The 18820-nt window shown below is 40.3% G+C and carries 18 protein-coding genes; 16 read left to right on the top strand and 2 right to left on the bottom strand.

Translation table 11 applies throughout. The annotated features are described in order from the left end of the window. Positions 1–54: 54 nt before the first annotated feature. The 15 genes from HMPREF1149_RS09015 to metK all read left to right on the top strand — a co-directional run bounded on the left by HMPREF1149_RS09015 (position 55) and on the right by metK (position 16812). On the top strand, positions 55–924 hold the full coding sequence (locus HMPREF1149_RS09015) for a branched-chain amino acid ABC transporter permease (RefSeq protein ID WP_000941409.1): 870 nt from the start codon (positions 55–57) through the stop codon (positions 922–924). A 3-nt stretch (positions 925–927) separates the two neighbouring features. After that, a complete protein-coding gene (locus HMPREF1149_RS09010) occupies positions 928–1884 on the top strand; it encodes a branched-chain amino acid ABC transporter permease (RefSeq protein WP_000856253.1) in 957 nt (318 codons plus the stop codon). Beyond that, positions 1884–2648: an ABC transporter ATP-binding protein gene (locus tag HMPREF1149_RS09005; protein ID WP_001186023.1), complete on the top strand. Its 765-nt coding sequence runs from the start codon at positions 1884–1886 to the stop codon at positions 2646–2648. Before HMPREF1149_RS09010 ends, HMPREF1149_RS09005 begins: the two co-directional genes overlap by 1 nt. Then, a complete protein-coding gene (locus tag HMPREF1149_RS09000; protein ID WP_001132115.1) occupies positions 2648–3358 on the top strand; it encodes an ABC transporter ATP-binding protein in 711 nt (236 codons plus the stop codon). The genes HMPREF1149_RS09005 and HMPREF1149_RS09000 overlap by 1 nt, the downstream gene beginning before the upstream one ends. Before the next feature lie 312 nt (positions 3359–3670). Beyond that, positions 3671–5449: a phosphotransferase gene (locus tag HMPREF1149_RS08995; RefSeq protein ID WP_000255708.1), complete on the top strand. Its 1779-nt coding sequence runs from the start codon at positions 3671–3673 to the stop codon at positions 5447–5449. A 1-nt stretch (position 5450) separates the two neighbouring features. Further along, positions 5451–5636, top strand: a complete 186-nt coding sequence (locus HMPREF1149_RS08990; protein ID WP_000858683.1) for a hypothetical protein — start codon at positions 5451–5453, stop codon at positions 5634–5636. Position 5637: 1 nt separating this feature from the next. After that, positions 5638–7065 carry a cytosine permease gene (locus HMPREF1149_RS08985; RefSeq protein WP_000041471.1) on the top strand — a complete coding sequence of 476 codons (1428 nt, stop codon included), beginning with the start codon at positions 5638–5640 and terminating at the stop codon, positions 7063–7065. 152 nt (positions 7066–7217) lie between these two features. Next, positions 7218–7874: a CBS domain-containing protein gene (locus tag HMPREF1149_RS08980; protein WP_000268650.1), complete on the top strand. Its 657-nt coding sequence runs from the start codon at positions 7218–7220 to the stop codon at positions 7872–7874. A 110-nt stretch (positions 7875–7984) separates the two neighbouring features. After that, positions 7985–9080 (top strand): peptide chain release factor 2 gene (gene prfB / locus HMPREF1149_RS08975; RefSeq protein WP_155991711.1). Its coding sequence is split into 2 segments (ribosomal slippage): positions 7985–8056 and positions 8058–9080, totalling 1095 coding nucleotides; the frame shifts between segments, so codons are not numbered across the junction. A 17-nt stretch (positions 9081–9097) separates the two neighbouring features. Then, positions 9098–9790 (top strand): cell division ATP-binding protein FtsE, encoded by a 693-nt coding sequence (ftsE, locus tag HMPREF1149_RS08970; protein WP_000022273.1) that lies wholly within the window; start codon positions 9098–9100, stop codon positions 9788–9790. Next, positions 9783–10709 carry a permease-like cell division protein FtsX gene (gene ftsX / locus HMPREF1149_RS08965; protein WP_000625557.1) on the top strand — a complete coding sequence of 309 codons (927 nt, stop codon included), beginning with the start codon at positions 9783–9785 and terminating at the stop codon, positions 10707–10709. The genes ftsE and ftsX overlap by 8 nt, the downstream gene beginning before the upstream one ends. Before the next feature lie 215 nt (positions 10710–10924). Next, positions 10925–13111 (top strand): PTS transporter subunit IIBC, encoded by a 2187-nt coding sequence (locus HMPREF1149_RS08960; protein WP_000973834.1) that lies wholly within the window; start codon positions 10925–10927, stop codon positions 13109–13111. Positions 13112–13162: 51 nt separating this feature from the next. Further along, a complete protein-coding gene (locus HMPREF1149_RS08955) occupies positions 13163–13978 on the top strand; it encodes an endonuclease/exonuclease/phosphatase family protein (RefSeq protein ID WP_000670868.1) in 816 nt (271 codons plus the stop codon). Positions 13979–14081: 103 nt separating this feature from the next. Then, a complete protein-coding gene (locus tag HMPREF1149_RS08950) occupies positions 14082–15425 on the top strand; it encodes a DEAD/DEAH box helicase (protein ID WP_009067735.1) in 1344 nt (447 codons plus the stop codon). A 196-nt stretch (positions 15426–15621) separates the two neighbouring features. Continuing rightward, positions 15622–16812, top strand: coding sequence for a methionine adenosyltransferase (metK, locus tag HMPREF1149_RS08945; protein WP_000003925.1), 1191 nt, complete (start codon positions 15622–15624; stop codon positions 16810–16812). Positions 16813–16883: 71 nt separating this feature from the next. Here metK and HMPREF1149_RS0102170 read toward each other — a convergent pair whose 3' ends face one another. Next, positions 16884–17183 carry a DUF1827 family protein gene (locus HMPREF1149_RS0102170; RefSeq protein WP_000767188.1) on the bottom strand — a complete coding sequence of 100 codons (300 nt, stop codon included), beginning with the start codon at positions 17181–17183 and terminating at the stop codon, positions 16884–16886. A 58-nt stretch (positions 17184–17241) separates the two neighbouring features. Beyond that, positions 17242–17694, bottom strand: coding sequence for an NUDIX hydrolase (locus HMPREF1149_RS08940; protein WP_000013095.1), 453 nt, complete (start codon positions 17692–17694; stop codon positions 17242–17244). A gap of 176 nt (positions 17695–17870) precedes the next feature. Between HMPREF1149_RS08940 and HMPREF1149_RS08935 the strand changes: the two genes are divergently transcribed. Then, the gene (locus tag HMPREF1149_RS08935) at positions 17871–18773 is read left to right on the top strand and encodes a helix-turn-helix transcriptional regulator (RefSeq protein ID WP_000841078.1); all 903 of its coding nucleotides are present in this window, start codon (positions 17871–17873) and stop codon (positions 18771–18773) included. Positions 18774–18820: the final 47 nt, after the last annotated feature.

The following is an 18820-nucleotide window of genomic DNA, read 5'->3' as shown; positions in this document are numbered from 1 at the left end:
CTTGTGAAAATGATGAAATTTTCTAAAAAATAACGATAGAAAAGAGTGAATGCTATGCTCCAACAACTTGTGAATGGTTTAATTCTGGGTAGTGTTTATGCACTTTTGGCCTTGGGTTATACCATGGTTTATGGAATTATCAAACTCATCAACTTCGCCCACGGTGATATTTATATGATAGGTGCCTTTATTGGTTACTTTTTGATTAATTCCTTCCAAATGGATTTCTTTTTAGCTTTGATTATTTCAATGGCAGGAACCGCACTACTTGGTGTTGTGATTGAATTTCTTGCCTACCGTCCTTTGCGACACTCTACACGTATTGCTGTATTGATTACTGCCATCGGAGTGTCTTTCCTACTGGAATACGGAATGGTTTATCTAGTAGGCGCCAATACTCGTGCCTTCCCTCAAGCAATTGAAACAGTTCGCTTTGACTTGGGGCCAATTAGCTTGACAAATGTTCAATTGATGATTTTAGCAGTTTCTGTACTCTTGATGGTTTTATTGCAATTGATCGTCCAAAAAACAAAAATGGGGAAAGCCATGCGTGCGGTATCAGTTGATAGTGACGCAGCTCAATTGATGGGAATTAATGTAAATCGTACAATCAGCTTTACCTTTGCTTTGGGTTCAGCCCTTGCTGGTGCAGCAGGTGTCCTCATTGCCCTTTACTACAACTCTCTTGAACCGTTGATGGGTGTGACTCCAGGTCTAAAATCATTCGTTGCGGCCGTACTTGGTGGTATCGGGATTATTCCTGGTGCAGCTCTAGGAGGATTTGTGATTGGCTTGTTGGAAACATTTGCTACTGCCTTCGGTATGTCTGATTTCCGTGATGCCATCGTATATGGGATCTTGCTTTTGATTCTGATTGTTCGACCTGCAGGTATCCTTGGTAAGAATGTGAAAGAGAAGGTGTAAACAATGAAGACAAATCTTAAAGTAAATATTCTCTGGTTATTCCTTCTGTTAGCGGGTTATGGATTGATTAATGTACTGGTTTCTGCTGGTGTTCTCAATCTATTCCATGTCCAAATTTTAGAACAAATTGGGATTAATATCATCCTTGCAGTAGGTCTGAACTTAATCGTTGGTTTTTCAGGACAATTCTCACTTGGTCATGCAGGTTTTATGGCGATTGGGGCTTATGCAGCAGCGATTATTGGTTCAAAATCACCAACCTATGGTGCCTTCTTTGGAGCAATGGTCTTGGGTGCCTTGATTTCTGGTGCAGTCGCTTTGCTCGTTGGTATTCCAACACTCCGTTTGAAGGGTGACTACCTGGCTGTTGCGACACTAGGTGTTTCAGAAATCATTCGTATCTTTATCATTAATGGTGGAAGTTTGACCAACGGTGCTGCTGGTATCTTGGGTATTCCAAACTTTACCAACTGGCAAATGGTTTATCTTTTTGTGGTGATCACAACTATTGCAACTCTCAATTTTCTACGTAGTCCAATCGGACGCTCTACTCTATCTGTTCGTGAGGATGAGATTGCTGCAGAGTCTGTTGGGGTAAACACTACAAAGATCAAGATTATCGCTTTTGTCTTTGGTGCTATTACAGCAAGTATTGCTGGTTCACTTCAGGCTGGTTTTATCGGATCTGTTGTGCCAAAAGATTACACCTTTATTAATTCCATCAATGTGTTGATTATCGTTGTATTTGGTGGACTTGGATCGATTACTGGTACCATCGTTTCAGCGATTGTTTTAGGAATTTTAAATATGCTCCTTCAAGATGTTGCTAGCGTGCGTATGATTATTTACGCTTTGGCCTTGGTATTGGTCATGATTTTCAGACCAGGTGGACTCCTTGGAACATGGGAATTGAGTCTGTCACGTTTCTTTAAAAAATCTAAGAAGGAGGGACAAAACTAATGGCATTACTTGAAGTTAAACAGTTAACCAAACATTTTGGCGGTCTAACAGCTGTTGGAGATGTCACTCTTGAATTGAACGAGGGAGAGTTGGTTGGTCTGATTGGACCAAACGGGGCTGGTAAAACAACCCTTTTCAATCTCTTGACCGGTGTTTATGAACCAAGCGAAGGTACTGTGACACTAGATGGTCACCTCCTAAATGGGAAAACTCCCTACAAGATTGCCTCACTTGGTCTCAGTCGTACCTTCCAAAATATTCGTTTGTTCAGGGACTTGACAGTTTTGGAAAATGTTTTGATCGCATTCAGCAATCATCATAAACAACATGTCCTTGCGAGCTTCCTACGCCTACCAGCTTTTTATAAGAACGAGGAAGAATTAAAAAGCAAAGCTTTGGACTTGCTGAAGATTTTTGATTTGGATGGTGACGCAGATACTCTTGCCAAGAATCTGGCCTATGGTCAACAACGTCGATTAGAAATCGTTCGTGCTCTGGCAACTGAACCTAAAATTCTCTTTTTGGATGAACCGGCAGCTGGGATGAATCCTCAAGAAACAGCTGAATTGACAGAACTGATCCGTCGTATCAAAGATGAATTTAAAATTACTATCATGCTCATCGAACACGATATGAATTTGGTTATGGAAGTCACTGAGCGTATCTATGTTCTTGAATATGGTCGTTTGATTGCTCAGGGAACTCCTGACGAAATTAAGACGAATAAACGTGTTATCGAAGCTTATCTAGGAGGTGAAGCCTAATGCCTATGTTAAAAGTTGAAAACCTCTCTGTACATTATGGTATGATCCAAGCAGTTCGTGATGTGAGTTTCGAGGTTAATGAAGGAGAAGTTGTTTCCCTTATCGGTGCCAATGGTGCTGGTAAAACAACCATTCTTCGTACCCTTTCAGGTTTGGTTCGCCCAAGTGCTGGTAAAATTGAGTTTTTAGGAAAAGAAATTCAAAAGTTGCCAGCGCAAAAAATCGTGGCAGGTGGCCTTTCACAAGTTCCTGAGGGACGCCATGTTTTCCCAGGTTTGACTGTTATGGAAAACTTGGAAATGGGAGCTTTCTTGAAGAAAAATCGTGAAGAAAATCAAGCCAACTTGAAAAAAGTCTTTTCACGTTTCCCTCGTCTGGAAGAACGCAAAAACCAAGATGCGGCAACTCTTTCAGGTGGTGAACAGCAGATGCTGGCTATGGGACGCGCTCTCATGTCTACACCTAAGCTCCTTCTCTTGGATGAACCGTCAATGGGACTTGCCCCAATCTTTATCCAAGAAATTTTTGACATCATTCAAGATATTCAGAAGCAAGGAACAACGGTTCTCCTAATTGAACAGAACGCTAACAAGGCCCTTGCTATCTCTGACCGTGGTTATGTACTTGAAACGGGCAAGATTGTCCTATCAGGAACAGGAAAAGAACTCGCCTCATCAGAAGAAGTCAGAAAAGCATATCTAGGTGGCTAAAACAATCCAGTGGATTGTTTTAGTCGGTGGATGAGAGTTGCATAAGCAATCCCTCTATAGACCGGGGGACATTTCAATGGTTAGATGAAGATGGTCAAACAATCATCCTATAACAGGGACTTACTTTCCCAATCATCAGATGATAGAATGTTCTGGAGCTCCAACTTAGGAGCTTTTTCGTTTATAGTTGGATTTTGGAAATAGATGAAATGGTGCCTTAATTTTAACTAGATGATTTCGTGTTTGAATTGACAGTCATTTTTGTTCATATTATAATATGGGTAAGTGGAAATTGAACAGGAGGACTAATGAATGGTAACAGAAAAACAATTTAAACTTTTGCGGTTTATGTTGATACATAAAGAAAAGACCTTTACTCAGAGACAGTTAGCTGAAGAGTTAGGTCTATCTGTAGGGACAGTTAACACATTATTGAAAAAACTGAAAGAAGAGAAGTGGATTGATGAGGAGCATCACTTAACAGAACTAGGCCAGAAAGTTTTAGAGCCCTATCGAGTAGAAAATGCTATTATAATGGCTGCTGGAATGAGTAGTCGTTTTGCTCCTTTGTCTTATGAGATTCCTAAAGGATTGCTTCAAGTTAAGGGGGAACGCTTGATAGAGAGGGAAATCAGACAACTGCAAGAAGCAGGAATAGAAGATATAACCGTTATCGTAGGCTATCTTCAAGAAAAAATGTTCTATCTTGCTGAGAAATTTGGTGTAAAAATTGTAGTGAATAATGACTACTACAAATACAATAACTGTTCATCTCTCATGTTGGTTAAAAATCAACTTTCCAACACTTATATTTGTTCATCGGATAATTATTTTGTGGAAAATCCGTTTGAGCAATATATTTATAGAGGTTATTACTCGACCATATTTGCAGAAGGTCAAACGGACGAATATTGTGCTATAGAGGATTCGAATCACACGATCATTGATATCCAGATTGGTGGAGAAAATACTTGGGCCATGGTGGGGCACGTTTATTTCGACCGTGCATTTAGCGAGAAATTCAAGGAAGTTTTAGAAACCGAGTTTAAGCACGAACCTTATCGGGAACAGCTTTGGGAGGATTATTATAGTCGGCATGTCAAGGAACTCCTTTTAGAAGCTCGTCACTATTCAGCGGATATTGTTAAAGAATTTGATTCACTAGATGAACTTCGTCAATTTGATGAACGTTATTTGGTAAATGCAGATTCGGCCATTATTGATAATATCTGCAAGACATTAAAGTGTGTGGCTTCAGATATTGTCAATATTAAACCCCTAAAAGACGGTTTGACCAACACTTCGTTTTCATTTGACTGTCTAGGGAAAAAATATGTTTACCGACATCCGGGCAGGGGAACTGAAAATTATATCGATCGAGCTAGTGAAGCAGCTTCTATGGAAATTGCCGCAAAATTAAAGATTGATCGTACCTTTGTAGCTATGAACAAGGATGAGGGCTGGAAAATTTCAGAATTTATTCCCAATGCTAAGCAACTTGACTATGAAAATTGGGATGATGTGACAAAAGCAATGGACCTCTTGAGACGGTTACACCAATCTGGAGAAAAAACGGGACATTCCTTTGACCAATTTGAGGGAATTGATGATTTTAGAGAAAAATTGAAGGCTAGAAATCGATTTGAGTTTGATGGCCTCGAGGAATTGGATGAAATTGTTTCACTTCTCAAAAATTATTTACAGAATGATCCCAAACAGGTTGTCCTTTGTCATGGAGATTCCTATAGTCCTAATTTCTTGTTGAATGAAGCAGGCGAAATGAGCTTGATTGACTGGGAATATTCTGGAATGGGAGAGCCAGCAGGAGATTTGGGCACCTTTATCGCGTGTTCCAATTATACTGTAGCAGATGCTGAAAAAGTACTGGAATTGTATCTACAAGGAGTTCCAGATAAGAAAACCAAACGTCACTATTTGGCTTATGTAGCAGTGACCTCATATTATTGGTTCTTGTGGGCTTTGTTCCAGGAGAGTGTCGGAAAACCAGTTGGTGAGTTCCTCTACATCTGGTATCGCTATACCAAACAATATGGACAACTGGCCCTTGACTTGTATTTGGAGGAAAACTAAGATGAAAACGACATTCGAAATTGAAGATTTAGTAGCAACTGAAACAAAGAGAAGATTGGAAGAAATGGAGTCGCCAAACTACGAGTTTGTTCAACCCTTCCTAAAAAGTGATTTCATTTTAATCATCTCCATAGTCCTAATCAACCTTGTTTTGATTATCTTAGCAATGACGGGAGGAATTCAATAACATGTCTAAAATGAATGACTATATCCAACAAGAAACCATAACCGGAATTGTTCCCATGACCAATAAGGATCGTCAGTATTCTTTCTGGGATCTCTTTCTATCGACAAGTGGTTTTGCCATTGCTACTTGGTGTTATACCCAAGGAGCCTATGTAGCTCAATATTTGACCTTTAATCAAATGTTGATAAATATTTTTAGCTTTAACATTATCTGGGTCTTTATTGAATGTCTTCCTATTTTATTTGCGGTTAAGTATGGAATTGATTTGTGGATTTGGTTGAGAGCCGTTCTAGGAAAAAGAGGTGTAGCCCTGTTATCAACCATTATTAGCTTGGCTAACTTTGGGTGGTATGCTGTTGCGGCCAATCTTTTTGCCAGTTCCATGATTCATTTGGCAAATAATTTTGGTCTTGGTTTGGACAAGGGAGTATGGGCGCCTATTCTTGGTACCCTCTGTGTTCTTCTTGGGACTCTCATTGCTCTTGGAGGTCCAGAAGTGATTAAATGGACCAATCGCTTTTTGGTTATCGCCTTATTGATTGTCGGTCTGATTATCGTTGGAATCTGCTTTGTCGCCGTTCCTATAACTGATATTATGAATATCCAACCAGCCACTCAAGGAGATTTGACGCCATTAGAACGCTTCATGCTCTCTGGAGAAGGAAATGTTGCCTTTGCCTTCTCTTGGTCTACACAAGCATTGGTCTTGCCACGTTTGGCAAAATCAGAACGCAGTGGTTATTGGGCTACAGCCTTATCATACGGAGTTGTGGCTCCATTCTTCGTTGCGACAGGTGGAGTCATGGCTCTAGCCATGTTTGTCAAAACAGGTGTGTATGAAAGTGATCCAACAACCATGCTATCAACTCTAAGCACCCCAGCCTTTGCTCTCTTAAGTCTACTACTAGTAGCCTTTGCCAATATTGGAACCCAAGGGACAGGATCATATGTGAACTGTATGATTGTAAAAAGTGGGATGCCCAAAGTAAGCTATAAACTAATGGTTTGGATTGCCATGGTTTACGTGAGTCTACTCACTATCTGGGGAGGAGTAGAAGAGTATTTCGGATCCTTCATCTCCCTAGCCGCCTATATTCAGGGGCCAATTATTGGTATGATAGTTGTCGATTATTTTATCTTAAGAAAACGAAAACTCGATTTGCGTTCAGCCTATTTCCTTGAAGGGCATGATGCCTACGAGTTTACTAAAGGATTTAACTTAGTTGGCTTGTCTTGTGTGTTTATCTCCTTATTGGTAGCGGTACTATTTGTTTACAACCCTGTAACCGCACAAATTCAAAGTCCAATCTTTTTAATCACAACTGGTAGCGGATTTACTGCGCTATTTGGTGGTCTACTATACTGGCTAGCTAGTCTTAGCCCACTGAAACGTTATATGATAAAAGATCGAGACACTGTTACGATTTAAGAAGAGAGGGGACTTCGGTTCCCTTTTAATTTACACTGGCATTTTATGCAAACTTCTCAAATTATTCAAAATCTTGAAAAAGAGATGAAAGCGTTTGATAGATTTTCTAAGAAAGTGTATAATAAAAGTAGCAATATAGAAGGAGAAGTCTCATGGCAGTTAAAGATTTCATGACCCGTAAGGTAGTTTATATCAGTCCAGATACGACTGTAGCACACGCAGCAGATTTGATGCGCGAGCAAGGTTTGCACCGTTTACCTGTTATCGAAAATGATCAATTAGTCGGATTGGTAACAGAAGGAACCATCGCGGAAGCTAGCCCATCTAAAGCAACAAGTCTCTCTATCTATGAGATGAATTATCTTTTGAATAAAACCAAAGTAAAAGATGTGATGATTCGAGATGTCGTGACTGTTTCTGGATATGCTAGTCTAGAAGATGCGACCTATCTGATGCTGAAAAATAAAATTGGGATATTACCAGTCGTAGACAACCATCAAGTTTATGGAGTAATTACAGATCGCGATGTCTTTCGGGCATTCTTGGAAATTGCCGGATACGGAGAAGAGGGAATCCGCGTTCGTTTTATCACAGAAAATGAAGTCGGTGTACTGGGAAAAATTGTAGCTCTAATCGTAGAAGAAAATCTAAATATCTCGCACACAGTTAACATTCCACGTAAGGATGGGAAGGTCGTCATCGAAGTTCAAATTGATGGAAAAATCGATTTGACTTCATTAAAGGATAAGTTTGAAAAAGAAGGAATTCAAGTGGAGGAGATTACTCAGACCTCTGCCAAAGTCCTTTAAACCAGAGGCTTTCGGGCCTCTTTTCTTTTGCCACAAAAAGCGATGAAAAGCAAAATATGGAAAGAAATAAGAGATTATGGTATAATAAAACGATATGAAAAGGAGTATCTATGGACATTTCAGAAATTCGTCAAAAAATTGACGCAAATCGTGAAAAATTAGCTTCTTTCAGGGGGTCTCTTTGACCTCGAAGGCTTAGAGGAAGAGATTGCCATCTTGGAAAACAAGATGACAGAACCTGATTTTTGGAACGATAATATCGCGGCCCAAAAAACGTCGCAAGAATTAAATGAATTAAAAAACACCTACAACACCTTCCGTAAAATGGAAGAGTTGCAGGATGAAGTTGAGATTTTATTGGACTTTTTAGCAGAAGACGAGTCAGTCCATGATGAACTGGTCGAGCAGCTAACCGAGTTGGATAAGATGATGACCAACTACGAGATGACCCTTCTCTTGTCGGAACCTTATGACCATAATAATGCCATCTTGGAAATTCATCCAGGATCTGGTGGTACTGAGGCTCAGGACTGGGGGGATATGTTGCTCCGCATGTATACTCGTTATGGAAATGCAAAAGGCTTTAAAGTAGAAGTCTTGGATTACCAGGCAGGTGATGAAGCAGGTATCAAGTCTGTGACCTTGTCTTTTGAAGGTCCCAATGCATACGGACTACTTAAATCAGAAATGGGTGTTCACCGTTTAGTCCGTATTTCACCATTTGACTCTGCCAAACGTCGCCATACTTCATTTACATCCGTAGAGGTTATGCCTGAGCTGGATGATACCATCGAAGTGGAAATTCGTGAAGATGATATCAAAATGGATACCTTCCGTTCAGGTGGTGCTGGTGGACAAAACGTCAATAAAGTTTCAACAGGTGTGCGTTTGACACACATTCCTACAGGAACTGTCGTCCAATCAACGGTCGATCGTACCCAGTATGGAAATAGAGATCGTGCCATGAAGATGTTGCAGGCTAAGCTCTATCAGATGGAGCAAGAAAGGAAAGCTGCGGAAGTTGATTCTCTCAAAGGTGAGAAAAAAGAAATCACATGGGGAAGTCAGATCCGTTCTTATGTTTTCACGCCTTATACTATGGTAAAAGATCACCGAACAAGCTTTGAAGTTTCCCAAGTAGATAAGGTCATGGATGGAGATCTTGATGGTTTTATCGATGCCTATCTCAAATGGCGAATTAGCTAAGAAAGAAAGGAACTCATATGTCAATCATTGAAATGAGAGATGTTGTCAAAAAGTATGACAATGGAACGACTGCCCTGCGTGGTGTCTCTGTCACCATTGAACCAGGAGAGTTTGCCTATATCGTAGGACCTTCTGGGGCAGGTAAGTCAACCTTTATTCGAGCTTTATACCGAGAAGTAAAGATCGAAAAAGGAAGCCTAACAGTTGCAGGCTTTAATCTAGTTAAAATTAAGAAGAAAGATATCCCGCTTTTACGTCGTAGTGTCGGAGTTGTCTTTCAAGATTACAAACTCTTGCCAAAGAAAACGGTTTATGAGAATATTGCCTACGCAATGGAAGTTATCGGAGAGAATCGCCGTAACATCAAAAAACGTGTTATGGAAGTGTTGGACCTAGTAGGTTTGAAACACAAGGTTCGTTCTTTCCCGAATGAACTCTCAGGTGGAGAACAGCAACGGATTGCGATTGCCCGTGCGATTGTCAACAATCCTAAAGTATTGATTGCTGATGAACCAACAGGAAACTTGGACCCAGATAATTCGTGGGAAATTATGAATCTGTTGGAACGCATCAATCTTCAAGGTACAACTGTTTTGATGGCGACCCACAACAGCCAGATCGTAAATACCTTGCGCCACCGTGTCATTGCCATTGAAAACGGCCGTGTCGTTCGTGACGAAGCTAAAGGAGAATATGGATACGATGATTAGTAGATTTTTTCGCCATTTATTTGAATCATTAAAGAGTTTAAAACGAAATGGCTGGATGACAGTAGCAGCAGTAAGTTCGGTTATGATTACCTTGACGCTCGTTGCTTTGTTTGCATCTGTAATTTTTAATACAGCAAAACTGGCTACCGATATTGAAAACAACGTTCGTGTTATGGTCTACATTCGTAAGGATGTAGCAGATAACAGTGAAACGATTGAAAAAGAAGGTCAGACAGTTACCAATAATGACTACCACAAGGTCTATGATGCTTTGAAAGCTATGCCTGCTGTAAAAAGTGTTACCTTCTCAAGTAAAGAAGAACAATACGAAAAACTAACGGAAACCATGGGTGACGATTGGAAAGTCTTTGAAGGGGATGCAAATCCTCTCTATGATGCCTATATCGTCGATACAAATTCTCCAAGTGATGTTAAAACAGTAGCTGAAGAAGCGAAGAAAATTGAGGGAGTATCGGAGGTTCAAGATGGTGGAGCCAACACTCAACGACTTTTCGAACTGGCTTCCTTTATCCGTGTTTGGGGATTGGTTATTGCAGGGCTCTTGATTTTTATCGCAGTCTTCCTCATCTCCAATACCATTCGTATCACCATTATTTCACGTAGTCGTGAGATTCAGATCATGCGTCTTGTAGGAGCGAGAAATGGCTATATCCGTGGCCCATTCTTGCTAGAAGGTGCTTTTATTGGCTTGCTTGGCGCAGCGATTCCTTCAGTTCTTGTCTTCTTTGTTTACAATATCGTTTATCAATCGGTCAATAAATCCTTGGTAGGTCAAAACTTGTCAATGATTACACCAGATGTGTTTGTCCCTTTGATGACAGTTCTACTATTTGTAATCGGAATTTTCATTGGTTCAATTGGTTCAGGGATTTCGATGCGTCGATTCTTGAAAATCTAATTGGATATAAATGCAAATTGAGATAAAAACAGAAAAACAAAACATTTTTAAAGAGAAGTTTTCGTAAACTTCTCTTTTTCCTTTTAAAAATTAAAAAAAGTAGATATTTTTTTATAAAAGCCTTTACAAAAAAAATAAAAGTGGTATAATTAATACATAACCAAATGCAAACGTTTTCGTAAAACGTTTGCCTAAATAAAATAAAGGAGATTTGAATGATGAAAGCTACATTCAAAAATGTCTTGTCTTTCGAATTTTGGCAAAAATTCGGTAAGGCTCTAATGGTGGTTATCGCCGTTATGCCAGCGGCGGGATTGATGATCTCAATCGGTAAATCAATCGTGATGATCGACCCCAATCTTGCTCCTCTAGTGATTACAGGTGGAATCCTTGAGCAAATTGGTTGGGGGGTTATCGGTAACCTTCATATCTTGTTCGCCCTTGCTATTGGGGGAAGCTGGGCAAAAGAACGTGCAGGTGGTGCATTTGCAGCCGGGCTTGCCTTTATCTTGATTAACCGTATCACAGGTACTATCTTTGGAGTTACAAGTGATATGCTGAAAAACCCTGAGGCTATGGTCACTACTCTCTTTGGTGGCTCAATCAAAGTTGCTGATTACTTCATCAGTGTTCTTGAAGCACCAGCATTGAACATGGGTGTTTTTGTAGGGATTATCTCTGGTTTTGTAGGGGCAACCGCCTTCAACAAATACTACAACTACCGTAAACTTCCTGATGCGCTTTCGTTCTTCAATGGGAAACGCTTCGTACCATTCGTTGTCATCCTTCGTTCAGCTATTGCAGCAATTGTACTTGCAGCTTTCTGGCCAGTAGTTCAAACAGGTATCAATAACTTTGGTATTTGGATTGCCAACTCTCAAGAAACTGCTCCAGTTCTCGCACCATTCTTGTATGGTACTTTGGAACGTTTGCTCTTGCCATTTGGTCTTCACCACATGTTGACAATCCCAATGAACTATACAGCTCTTGGTGGAACATACGAAATCCTTACTGGTGCAGCTAAAGGAACTCAAGTATTTGGTCAAGACCCACTTTGGCTTGCTTGGGTAACAGACCTTGTTAACCTTAAAGGTTCAAATGCTGACCAATACCAACACCTTCTTACAACTATCACTCCAGCTCGTTTCAAAGTTGGTCAAATGATCGGTTCATTCGGTATCTTGATGGGTGTCATCGTTGCTATCTACCGCAATGTTGATGCTGACAAGAAACACCAATACAAGGGTATGATGATTGCGACAGCCCTTGCAACATTCTTGACAGGGGTTACTGAACCTATCGAGTATATGTTTATGTTTATCGCAACACCTCTTTACCTAGTGTATGCTCTTGTTCAAGGTGCTGCCTTTGCTATGGCGGATATTGTTCACCTTCGTATGCACTCATTCGGTTCAATTGAATTCTTGACTCGTACTCCGCTAGCTATCAACGCTGGTCTTGGTATGGATATCATTAACTTTATCTGGGTAACTGTCCTCTTTGCAGTCATCATGTACTTCATTGCCAACTTCATGATTAAGAAATTCAACTATGCAACTCCAGGACGTAACGGAAACTATGAAACTGCTGAAGGAGCATCAGAAGATGCAGCTCCAGGAGAAACAAAAGTTGCAGCAGCTTCTCAAGCTGTAAATATCATTAACCTTCTTGGTGGTCGTGCAAACATCGTAGATGTAGATGCATGTATGACTCGTCTTCGTGTAACTGTTAAGGATGCAGATCGTGTTGGTACTGAGGAACAATGGAAATCTGAAGGAGCTATGGGTCTTGTCATGAAAGGACAAGGTGTCCAAGCTATCTACGGACCAAAAGCTGACGTATTGAAATCTGATATCCAAGATATCCTTGACTCAGGTGAAGTAATTCCTGAAACCCTTCCAAGTCAAATGACAGAAGCTCAAAAGAATACTGTACATTTTAAAGGTGTAACTGAGGAAGTTTACTCAGTAGCTGATGGTCAAGTTATTGCCTTGGAACAAGTGAAAGATCCAGTCTTTGCTCAAAAAATGATGGGTGATGGTTTTGCAGTAGAACCAGCAAATGGAAACATTGTATCTCCAGTTACAGGTACTGTATCAAGTATCTTCCCAACAAAACATGCACTTGGGCTTGTTACTGAATCAGGTCTTGAAGTACTTGTTCATATTGGTTTGGACACTGTAAGCCTTGAAGGAAAACCATTTACTGTTCACGTTTCTGAAGGACAAAAAGTGGCTGCTGGTGACCTTCTTGTGACAGCTGACTTGGATGCTATCCGTACAGCAGGTCGTGAAACATCAACAGTGGTTGTCTTTACAAATGGTGATGCTATCAAATCAGTTAAATTAGAACAAACAGGTTCTCTTGCGGCTAAAACAGCAGTTGCTAAAGTAGAATTGTAATATACTCGAGGTTGGAAGCTGTTTTCCAACCTCTTGTTTTAGGAGAAAAGCATGAAATTTTTAACACTCAATACTCATAGTTGGATGGAAAAAGAAGCAGAGGAAAAATTCCAGCTCTTGCTCCAAGATATTCTTGACAATGATTATGATTTGATCTGTTTTCAAGAAATTAATCAAGAAATGACTTCGCCTGAGGTAGAGGTTAACAATCACTATCAAGCTTTGCCATCAGCAGAACCTATTCATCAGGACCACTATGTACAACTCTTGGTTGAAAAATTGGCTGAGAAAGGGAAAAACTACTACTGGACTTGGGCTTATAATCATATTGGCTATGACCGCTACCATGAAGGCGTAGCTATCTTATCCAAAACACCTATTAAGGCGCGTGAAATTTTAGTGTCAGATGTAGATGATCCAACGGACTACCATACTCGCCGTGTTGCCTTGGCGGAGACAGAAGTTGAAGGTAAGGAACTTGCTCTTGCAAGTGTCCATCTCTCTTGGTGGGATAAAGGTTTCCAAGAAGAATGGGCACGATTTGAGGCTGTATTAAAAGAGTTAAATGAACCTCTGATTTTAGCAGGTGATTTTAATAATCCAGCTGGTCAGGAAGGCTATCAAGCGATTTTAGCTAGTCCATTAGGATTACAAGACGCGTTTGAAGTTGCGAAAGAAAGAAGTGGTAGCTATACCGTTCCACCAGAAATTGATGGTTGGAAAGGTAATACCGAACCACTACGAATCGACTATGTCTTTACGACAAAAGACTTAGAAGTAGAAAGTTTGCATGTAGTTTTTGATGGTCAAAATGGTCCACAAGTCAGTGACCACTATGGTTTGAATGCTATTTTAAACTGGAAATAAAAATGAAAGGAATTACTTCCTTTCATTTTTTGCTTCTCGAACTGGACTACTGAAAATGTTCAAAATATGGTATAATGGTTAGATGAATAGAATCGAGGATAATATGTCATTTACGAAATTTCAGTTTAAAAACTATATAGAAAAGGCATTGGAGGAGTTGAAGTTTACGACTCCTACAGAGGTACAAGAAAAATTAATTCCTATTGTCTTGGCGGGTCGTGACTTGGTCGGTGAATCAAAAACAGGTTCAGGAAAGACCCATACTTTCTTACTACCCATTTTTCAGCAATTAGATGAAACTAGCGATAGTGTACAAGCAGTGATTACTGCACCAAGTCGTGAGTTGGCTACTCAGATCTACCAAGCAGCCCGTCAAATCGCAGCCCACTCAGATGTTGAAGTTCGTGTGGTTAATTATGTAGGTGGTACGGATAAGGCGCGTCAGATTGAAAAACTTGCCAGCAACCAACCACATATCGTTATCGGAACGCCAGGTCGCATCTATGATTTGGTCAAATCTGGTGATTTAGCTATTCACAAGGCCAAGACCTTTGTAATTGATGAAGCTGATATGACCTTGGATATGGGATTTTTGGAGACCGTTGATAAGATTGCAGGAAGACTTCCAAAAGACTTGCAATTCATGGTTTTTTCAGCGACGATTCCTCAAAAATTGCAACCGTTCTTGAAAAAATACTTGTCAAATCCTGTTATGGAAAAAATCAAGACCAAGACAGTCATCTCAGATACCATTGATAACTGGCTCATTTCGACCAAGGGCCGCGACAAAAATGCTCAAATTTACCAGCTGACTCAGTTGATGCAGCCTTATTTAGCTATGATTTTTGTTAACACAAAAACGCGTGCTGATGAATTGCATGCCTACTTGACTGCTCAAGGATTGAAGGTAGCAAAGATTCATGGAGATATTGCCCCTCGTGAACGCAAACGGATCATGAATCAGGTGAAAAATCTGGATTTTGAGTACATTGTTGCAACAGACTTGGCAGCGCGTGGAATTGACATTGAAGGGGTCAGCCATGTTATCAATGATGCCATTCCGCAAGACTTGTCTTTCTTTGTTCACCGTGTTGGACGTACTGGACGCAACGGACTGCCTGGTACAGCGATTACCCTTTACCAGCCTAGTGATGACTCGGATATCCGTGAGTTGGAGAAATTAGGGATCAAGTTTACTCCTAAGATGGTCAAAGACGGAGAGTTTCAAGATACCTATGACCGTGATCGTCGTGCCAATCGTGAAAAGAAGCAGGATAAGCTTGATATCGAAATGATTGGCTTGGTTAAAAAGAAAAAGAAAAAAGTTAAACCGGGTTATAAGAAGAAAATCAAATGGGCGGTTGATGAAAAACGCCGCAAAACCAAGCGTGCTGAAAATCGCGCACGTGGGCGTGCTGAGCGAAAAGCTAAACGCCAAACATTTTAAGAACAAAATTGGAGCTGAATGGCTCCTTTTTGTAACTTCATTTTATAAATTATCGAAAAGAATGCAAAAATGAGTAAAAAGTGGTATAATGATAAGGTTATATAGTCCCGATAAGATGGTAGGTATTCATTACTAGTAGTTTTCCTATCAGTACTTTGTAACTCTATAACAATATTTTTTAAGGGGGGACATTTTTATGTCAGAACGTAAATTATTCACGTCTGAATCTGTATCTGAGGGGCATCCGGATAAGATTGCAGACCAAATTTCAGATGCGATTTTGGATGCTATTTTAGCAAAGGATCCAGAGGCGCACGTTGCTGCTGAGACAGCTGTGTACACGGGTTCTGTCCATGTTTTTGGTGAAATTTCTACGAATGCCTATGTGGATATTAACCGTGTGGTTCGTGATACCATTGCAGAGATTGGCTATACGAATGCAGAATATGGTTTTTCTGCGGAAACAGTTGGAGTTCATCCATCGCTTGTTGAGCAGTCACCAGATATCGCCCAAGGTGTTAACGAAGCCTTGGAAGTCCGTGGAAATGCAGATCAAGATCCGCTTGACTTGATTGGTGCTGGTGACCAAGGTCTCATGTTTGGATTTGCAGTGGATGAAACAGAAGAACTTATGCCATTACCAATCTCACTCAGCCACAAGTTGGTTCGTCGTTTGGCAAAACTTCGTAAGTCTGGTGAAATTAGCTATCTTCGTCCTGATGCTAAATCACAAGTTACAGTTGAGTATGATGAAAATGATCGTCCAGTACGTGTGGACACAGTCGTGATTTCAACTCAGCACGATCCAGAAGCTACTAATGAACAAATCCATCAAGATGTGATTGACAAGGTTATCAAAGAAGTTATTCCAGCTTCCTACTTGGATGAGCAAACAAAATTCTTCATCAACCCGACCGGCCGCTTTGTAATCGGTGGACCTCAAGGAGACTCAGGTTTGACTGGTCGCAAGATTATCGTGGATACCTATGGTGGCTACTCTCGTCACGGTGGTGGTGCCTTCTCTGGTAAGGATGCTACGAAGGTGGACCGTTCAGCCTCTTATGCAGCTCGCTACATTGCTAAGAATATCGTTGCAGCAGGTCTTGCTAAGAAAGTAGAAGTGCAATTGGCCTATGCCATCGGTGTGGCACAGCCTGTTTCTGTTCGTATCGATACTTTTGGTACAGGAACAGTAGCTGAAAGCAAGCTTGAAAAAGCAGCGCGTCAAATCTTTGACCTTCGCCCTGCAGGAATTATCCAAATGCTGGATCTCAAACGTCCAATTTACCGTCAAACAGCGGCCTATGGACACATGGGACGTACAGATATTGACCTTCCATGGGAACGTTTGGATAAGGTAGATGCTTTGAAAGAAGCTGTGAAATAAAATTAAAAGATTGGTAGTACACAACTACCAATCTTTTTTGTAAGTGAAGAGCAGCTTTTAAGCTGGTCTCCTTATTTTATAGGGATTGAGATCTCAATCAATTTATCCGAATAGAGGGTTTTGATATTGGCTTCATCGATGCTTCCTTTGTCGATTTTACGTTTCAAGAAGAAGTCTTGGATGGTTTCAATTTCAGGTTCACGAATAGCACGGTATTTGTTGGAAATGAGGATTTCATAGTGAAGCGGGGCTTGTGTGAAAACCACATCTGTATTTCCGGCAGAATAGACCTCGACAAGAGTTGCGTCAGTACTTTCTAATTGGTTTTTAACAAGTTGCGAGTGTGAATTAGTCGTGTTGATAAGCTTCATAACAGTTCCTCCGATTTTCTAACTCTATTATAGCACTTTTTGGATAAAATCGTGTATTTTAGTCAATTCCATGCTGGATTTTCCAAGCTTCTATTCCCCATTTATGGCTACCACGTTTGAGTTTTTCAATTGCTTCATCAATAGGAAACCAGGCAATATGATTAAAATCTTCCAATGGTTTTTGTACTTCTTGGAAAGAAATGGCTTCATAGAGATAAGCTGGGTTGTAGTAGTAGGTATCGCGGTGGCGAGAATAGAAATACTCATCAGCTTGCCCATAATAGGTTCCAATCTCAGCTGTAAAGCCAAGTTCTTCGATTAGTTCTCTCTTCAGTGCTTCTTGGTGATCTTCGCCTGCTTCAATTTCTCCACCTGGCAAGAACCAAGCACCATTGGGAGCTTGAACTAAGACGATTTGTTTTTTTTCTGCATCAGGAATAACTGCGTACACACCATAGCGGGGCTGGTAGGTCACATTCTCTCTTTTTTCACCAAAAGTTGGGTTTGCCATTGCATTTTCCTCATTCTCTAGTATCTTTATTATTATCATAATGGACGAGGGGCAAGCTGTCAAGAATAAACCAACGAACTTATGCAGAAAAAGCTACTTTGTTTGGATCAATACTTGTCTAGTTAAACTTTCCAACCCTAGCACTATAACTGGTATAATAAAAGAGAGGTGATTTTATGGCAGAATCAAGACTATTTCGTATCCTATATCTACTTTTAGAAAAAGGCAGTACAACGGCTCCTGAACTAGCTCGATTGTTTGAAGTATCTGTACGTACGATTTATCGCGATATTGAGCGGTTGAGTATGGCGGGAATCCCTCTATATTCAGTACCTGGAAAGGCAGGTGGGATCTTTTTAATGAAAGACTTTGTTCTGGATCGCACTCTAGTTTCTGAGGATGAAAAATTAGAACTTCTATCATCTTTGCAAGGAATTCAAGCCTTGACCGATGACAGGCAAGATCTGTTACTTGAAAAGTTGGAATCTATTTTTCAAGTTTCTACCAGCCCTTGGATAGAGGTAGACCTGACTGACTGGAGAAAACGAGAAGGTCAAAAAGAATTATTTGATAACATCAAACATGCTATTCTAGAGAAAAGGCGACTGGCGATCACTTATCTAGGTGGGAGTGGTCAGAAAACGATTCGTACAGTTGAACCTTTTAAACTCATATTTAAAAAGAGAGATTGGTATCTTCATGCCTACTGTTGTTTGAAAGAAGAGTGGCGTTTTTTCAAATTATCCAGAATTAGGAATTATCACCTAACAACTGAAACTGTGAAGCAGAAAAATGTGCTGGATTGCGTTGATAGTTCAGATCAAGTGGCACATCAAATCGAAGTTTCCCTGAAGTTTAGTCCCAAGCTTGCTTTTCGGGTTTATGAAGATTTTTCAGAAGATGAGATTAGCTTGGGGAAAGATGGATGTTATTATGTCAAGACAGTCCTACCAGAGCATGAAAGTCTGTATACTTACCTCCTTTCTTATCTAGATGGTGTGGAAATACTCGCCCCCAATCATCTGAAGAAGGAATTGCTTTCTAGATTAGAAAAAATCCAAAAACTTTACAAAACTTGACAAAAGATGTCAAGGTTTTGGTGCTATACTAGAGATAGAAAGGAGAA

It is taken from the genome of Streptococcus sp. BS35b, assembly GCF_000286475.1.
GTDB lineage: Bacteria > Bacillota > Bacilli > Lactobacillales > Streptococcaceae > Streptococcus > Streptococcus oralis_W.
The sequence above is the reverse complement of the archived record's forward strand: the minus strand, read 5'-3'. Positions and strand labels throughout refer to the sequence as shown.

Excerpts from the sequence above, each read along its gene's own strand:
- HMPREF1149_RS09015 (WP_000941409.1), top strand. The coding sequence starts at position 55 with ATGCTCCAACAACTTGTGAATGGTTTAATTCTGGGTAGTGTTTATGCA.
- HMPREF1149_RS09010 (WP_000856253.1), top strand. The coding sequence starts at position 928 with ATGAAGACAAATCTTAAAGTAAATATTCTCTGGTTATTCCTTCTGTTA.
- HMPREF1149_RS09005 (WP_001186023.1), top strand. The coding sequence starts at position 1,884 with ATGGCATTACTTGAAGTTAAACAGTTAACCAAACATTTTGGCGGTCTA.
- HMPREF1149_RS09000 (WP_001132115.1), top strand. The coding sequence starts at position 2,648 with ATGCCTATGTTAAAAGTTGAAAACCTCTCTGTACATTATGGTATGATC.
- HMPREF1149_RS08995 (WP_000255708.1), top strand. The coding sequence starts at position 3,671 with ATGGTAACAGAAAAACAATTTAAACTTTTGCGGTTTATGTTGATACAT.
- HMPREF1149_RS08990 (WP_000858683.1), top strand. The coding sequence starts at position 5,451 with ATGAAAACGACATTCGAAATTGAAGATTTAGTAGCAACTGAAACAAAG.
- HMPREF1149_RS08985 (WP_000041471.1), top strand. The coding sequence starts at position 5,638 with ATGTCTAAAATGAATGACTATATCCAACAAGAAACCATAACCGGAATT.
- HMPREF1149_RS08980 (WP_000268650.1), top strand. The coding sequence starts at position 7,218 with ATGGCAGTTAAAGATTTCATGACCCGTAAGGTAGTTTATATCAGTCCA.
- ftsE (WP_000022273.1), top strand. The coding sequence starts at position 9,098 with ATGTCAATCATTGAAATGAGAGATGTTGTCAAAAAGTATGACAATGGA.
- ftsX (WP_000625557.1), top strand. The coding sequence starts at position 9,783 with ATGATTAGTAGATTTTTTCGCCATTTATTTGAATCATTAAAGAGTTTA.
- HMPREF1149_RS08960 (WP_000973834.1), top strand. The coding sequence starts at position 10,925 with ATGATGAAAGCTACATTCAAAAATGTCTTGTCTTTCGAATTTTGGCAA.
- HMPREF1149_RS08955 (WP_000670868.1), top strand. The coding sequence starts at position 13,163 with ATGAAATTTTTAACACTCAATACTCATAGTTGGATGGAAAAAGAAGCA.
- HMPREF1149_RS08950 (WP_009067735.1), top strand. The coding sequence starts at position 14,082 with ATGTCATTTACGAAATTTCAGTTTAAAAACTATATAGAAAAGGCATTG.
- metK (WP_000003925.1), top strand. The coding sequence starts at position 15,622 with ATGTCAGAACGTAAATTATTCACGTCTGAATCTGTATCTGAGGGGCAT.
- HMPREF1149_RS0102170 (WP_000767188.1), bottom strand. The coding sequence starts at position 17,183 with ATGAAGCTTATCAACACGACTAATTCACACTCGCAACTTGTTAAAAAC.
- HMPREF1149_RS08940 (WP_000013095.1), bottom strand. The coding sequence starts at position 17,694 with ATGGCAAACCCAACTTTTGGTGAAAAAAGAGAGAATGTGACCTACCAG.
- HMPREF1149_RS08935 (WP_000841078.1), top strand. The coding sequence starts at position 17,871 with ATGGCAGAATCAAGACTATTTCGTATCCTATATCTACTTTTAGAAAAA.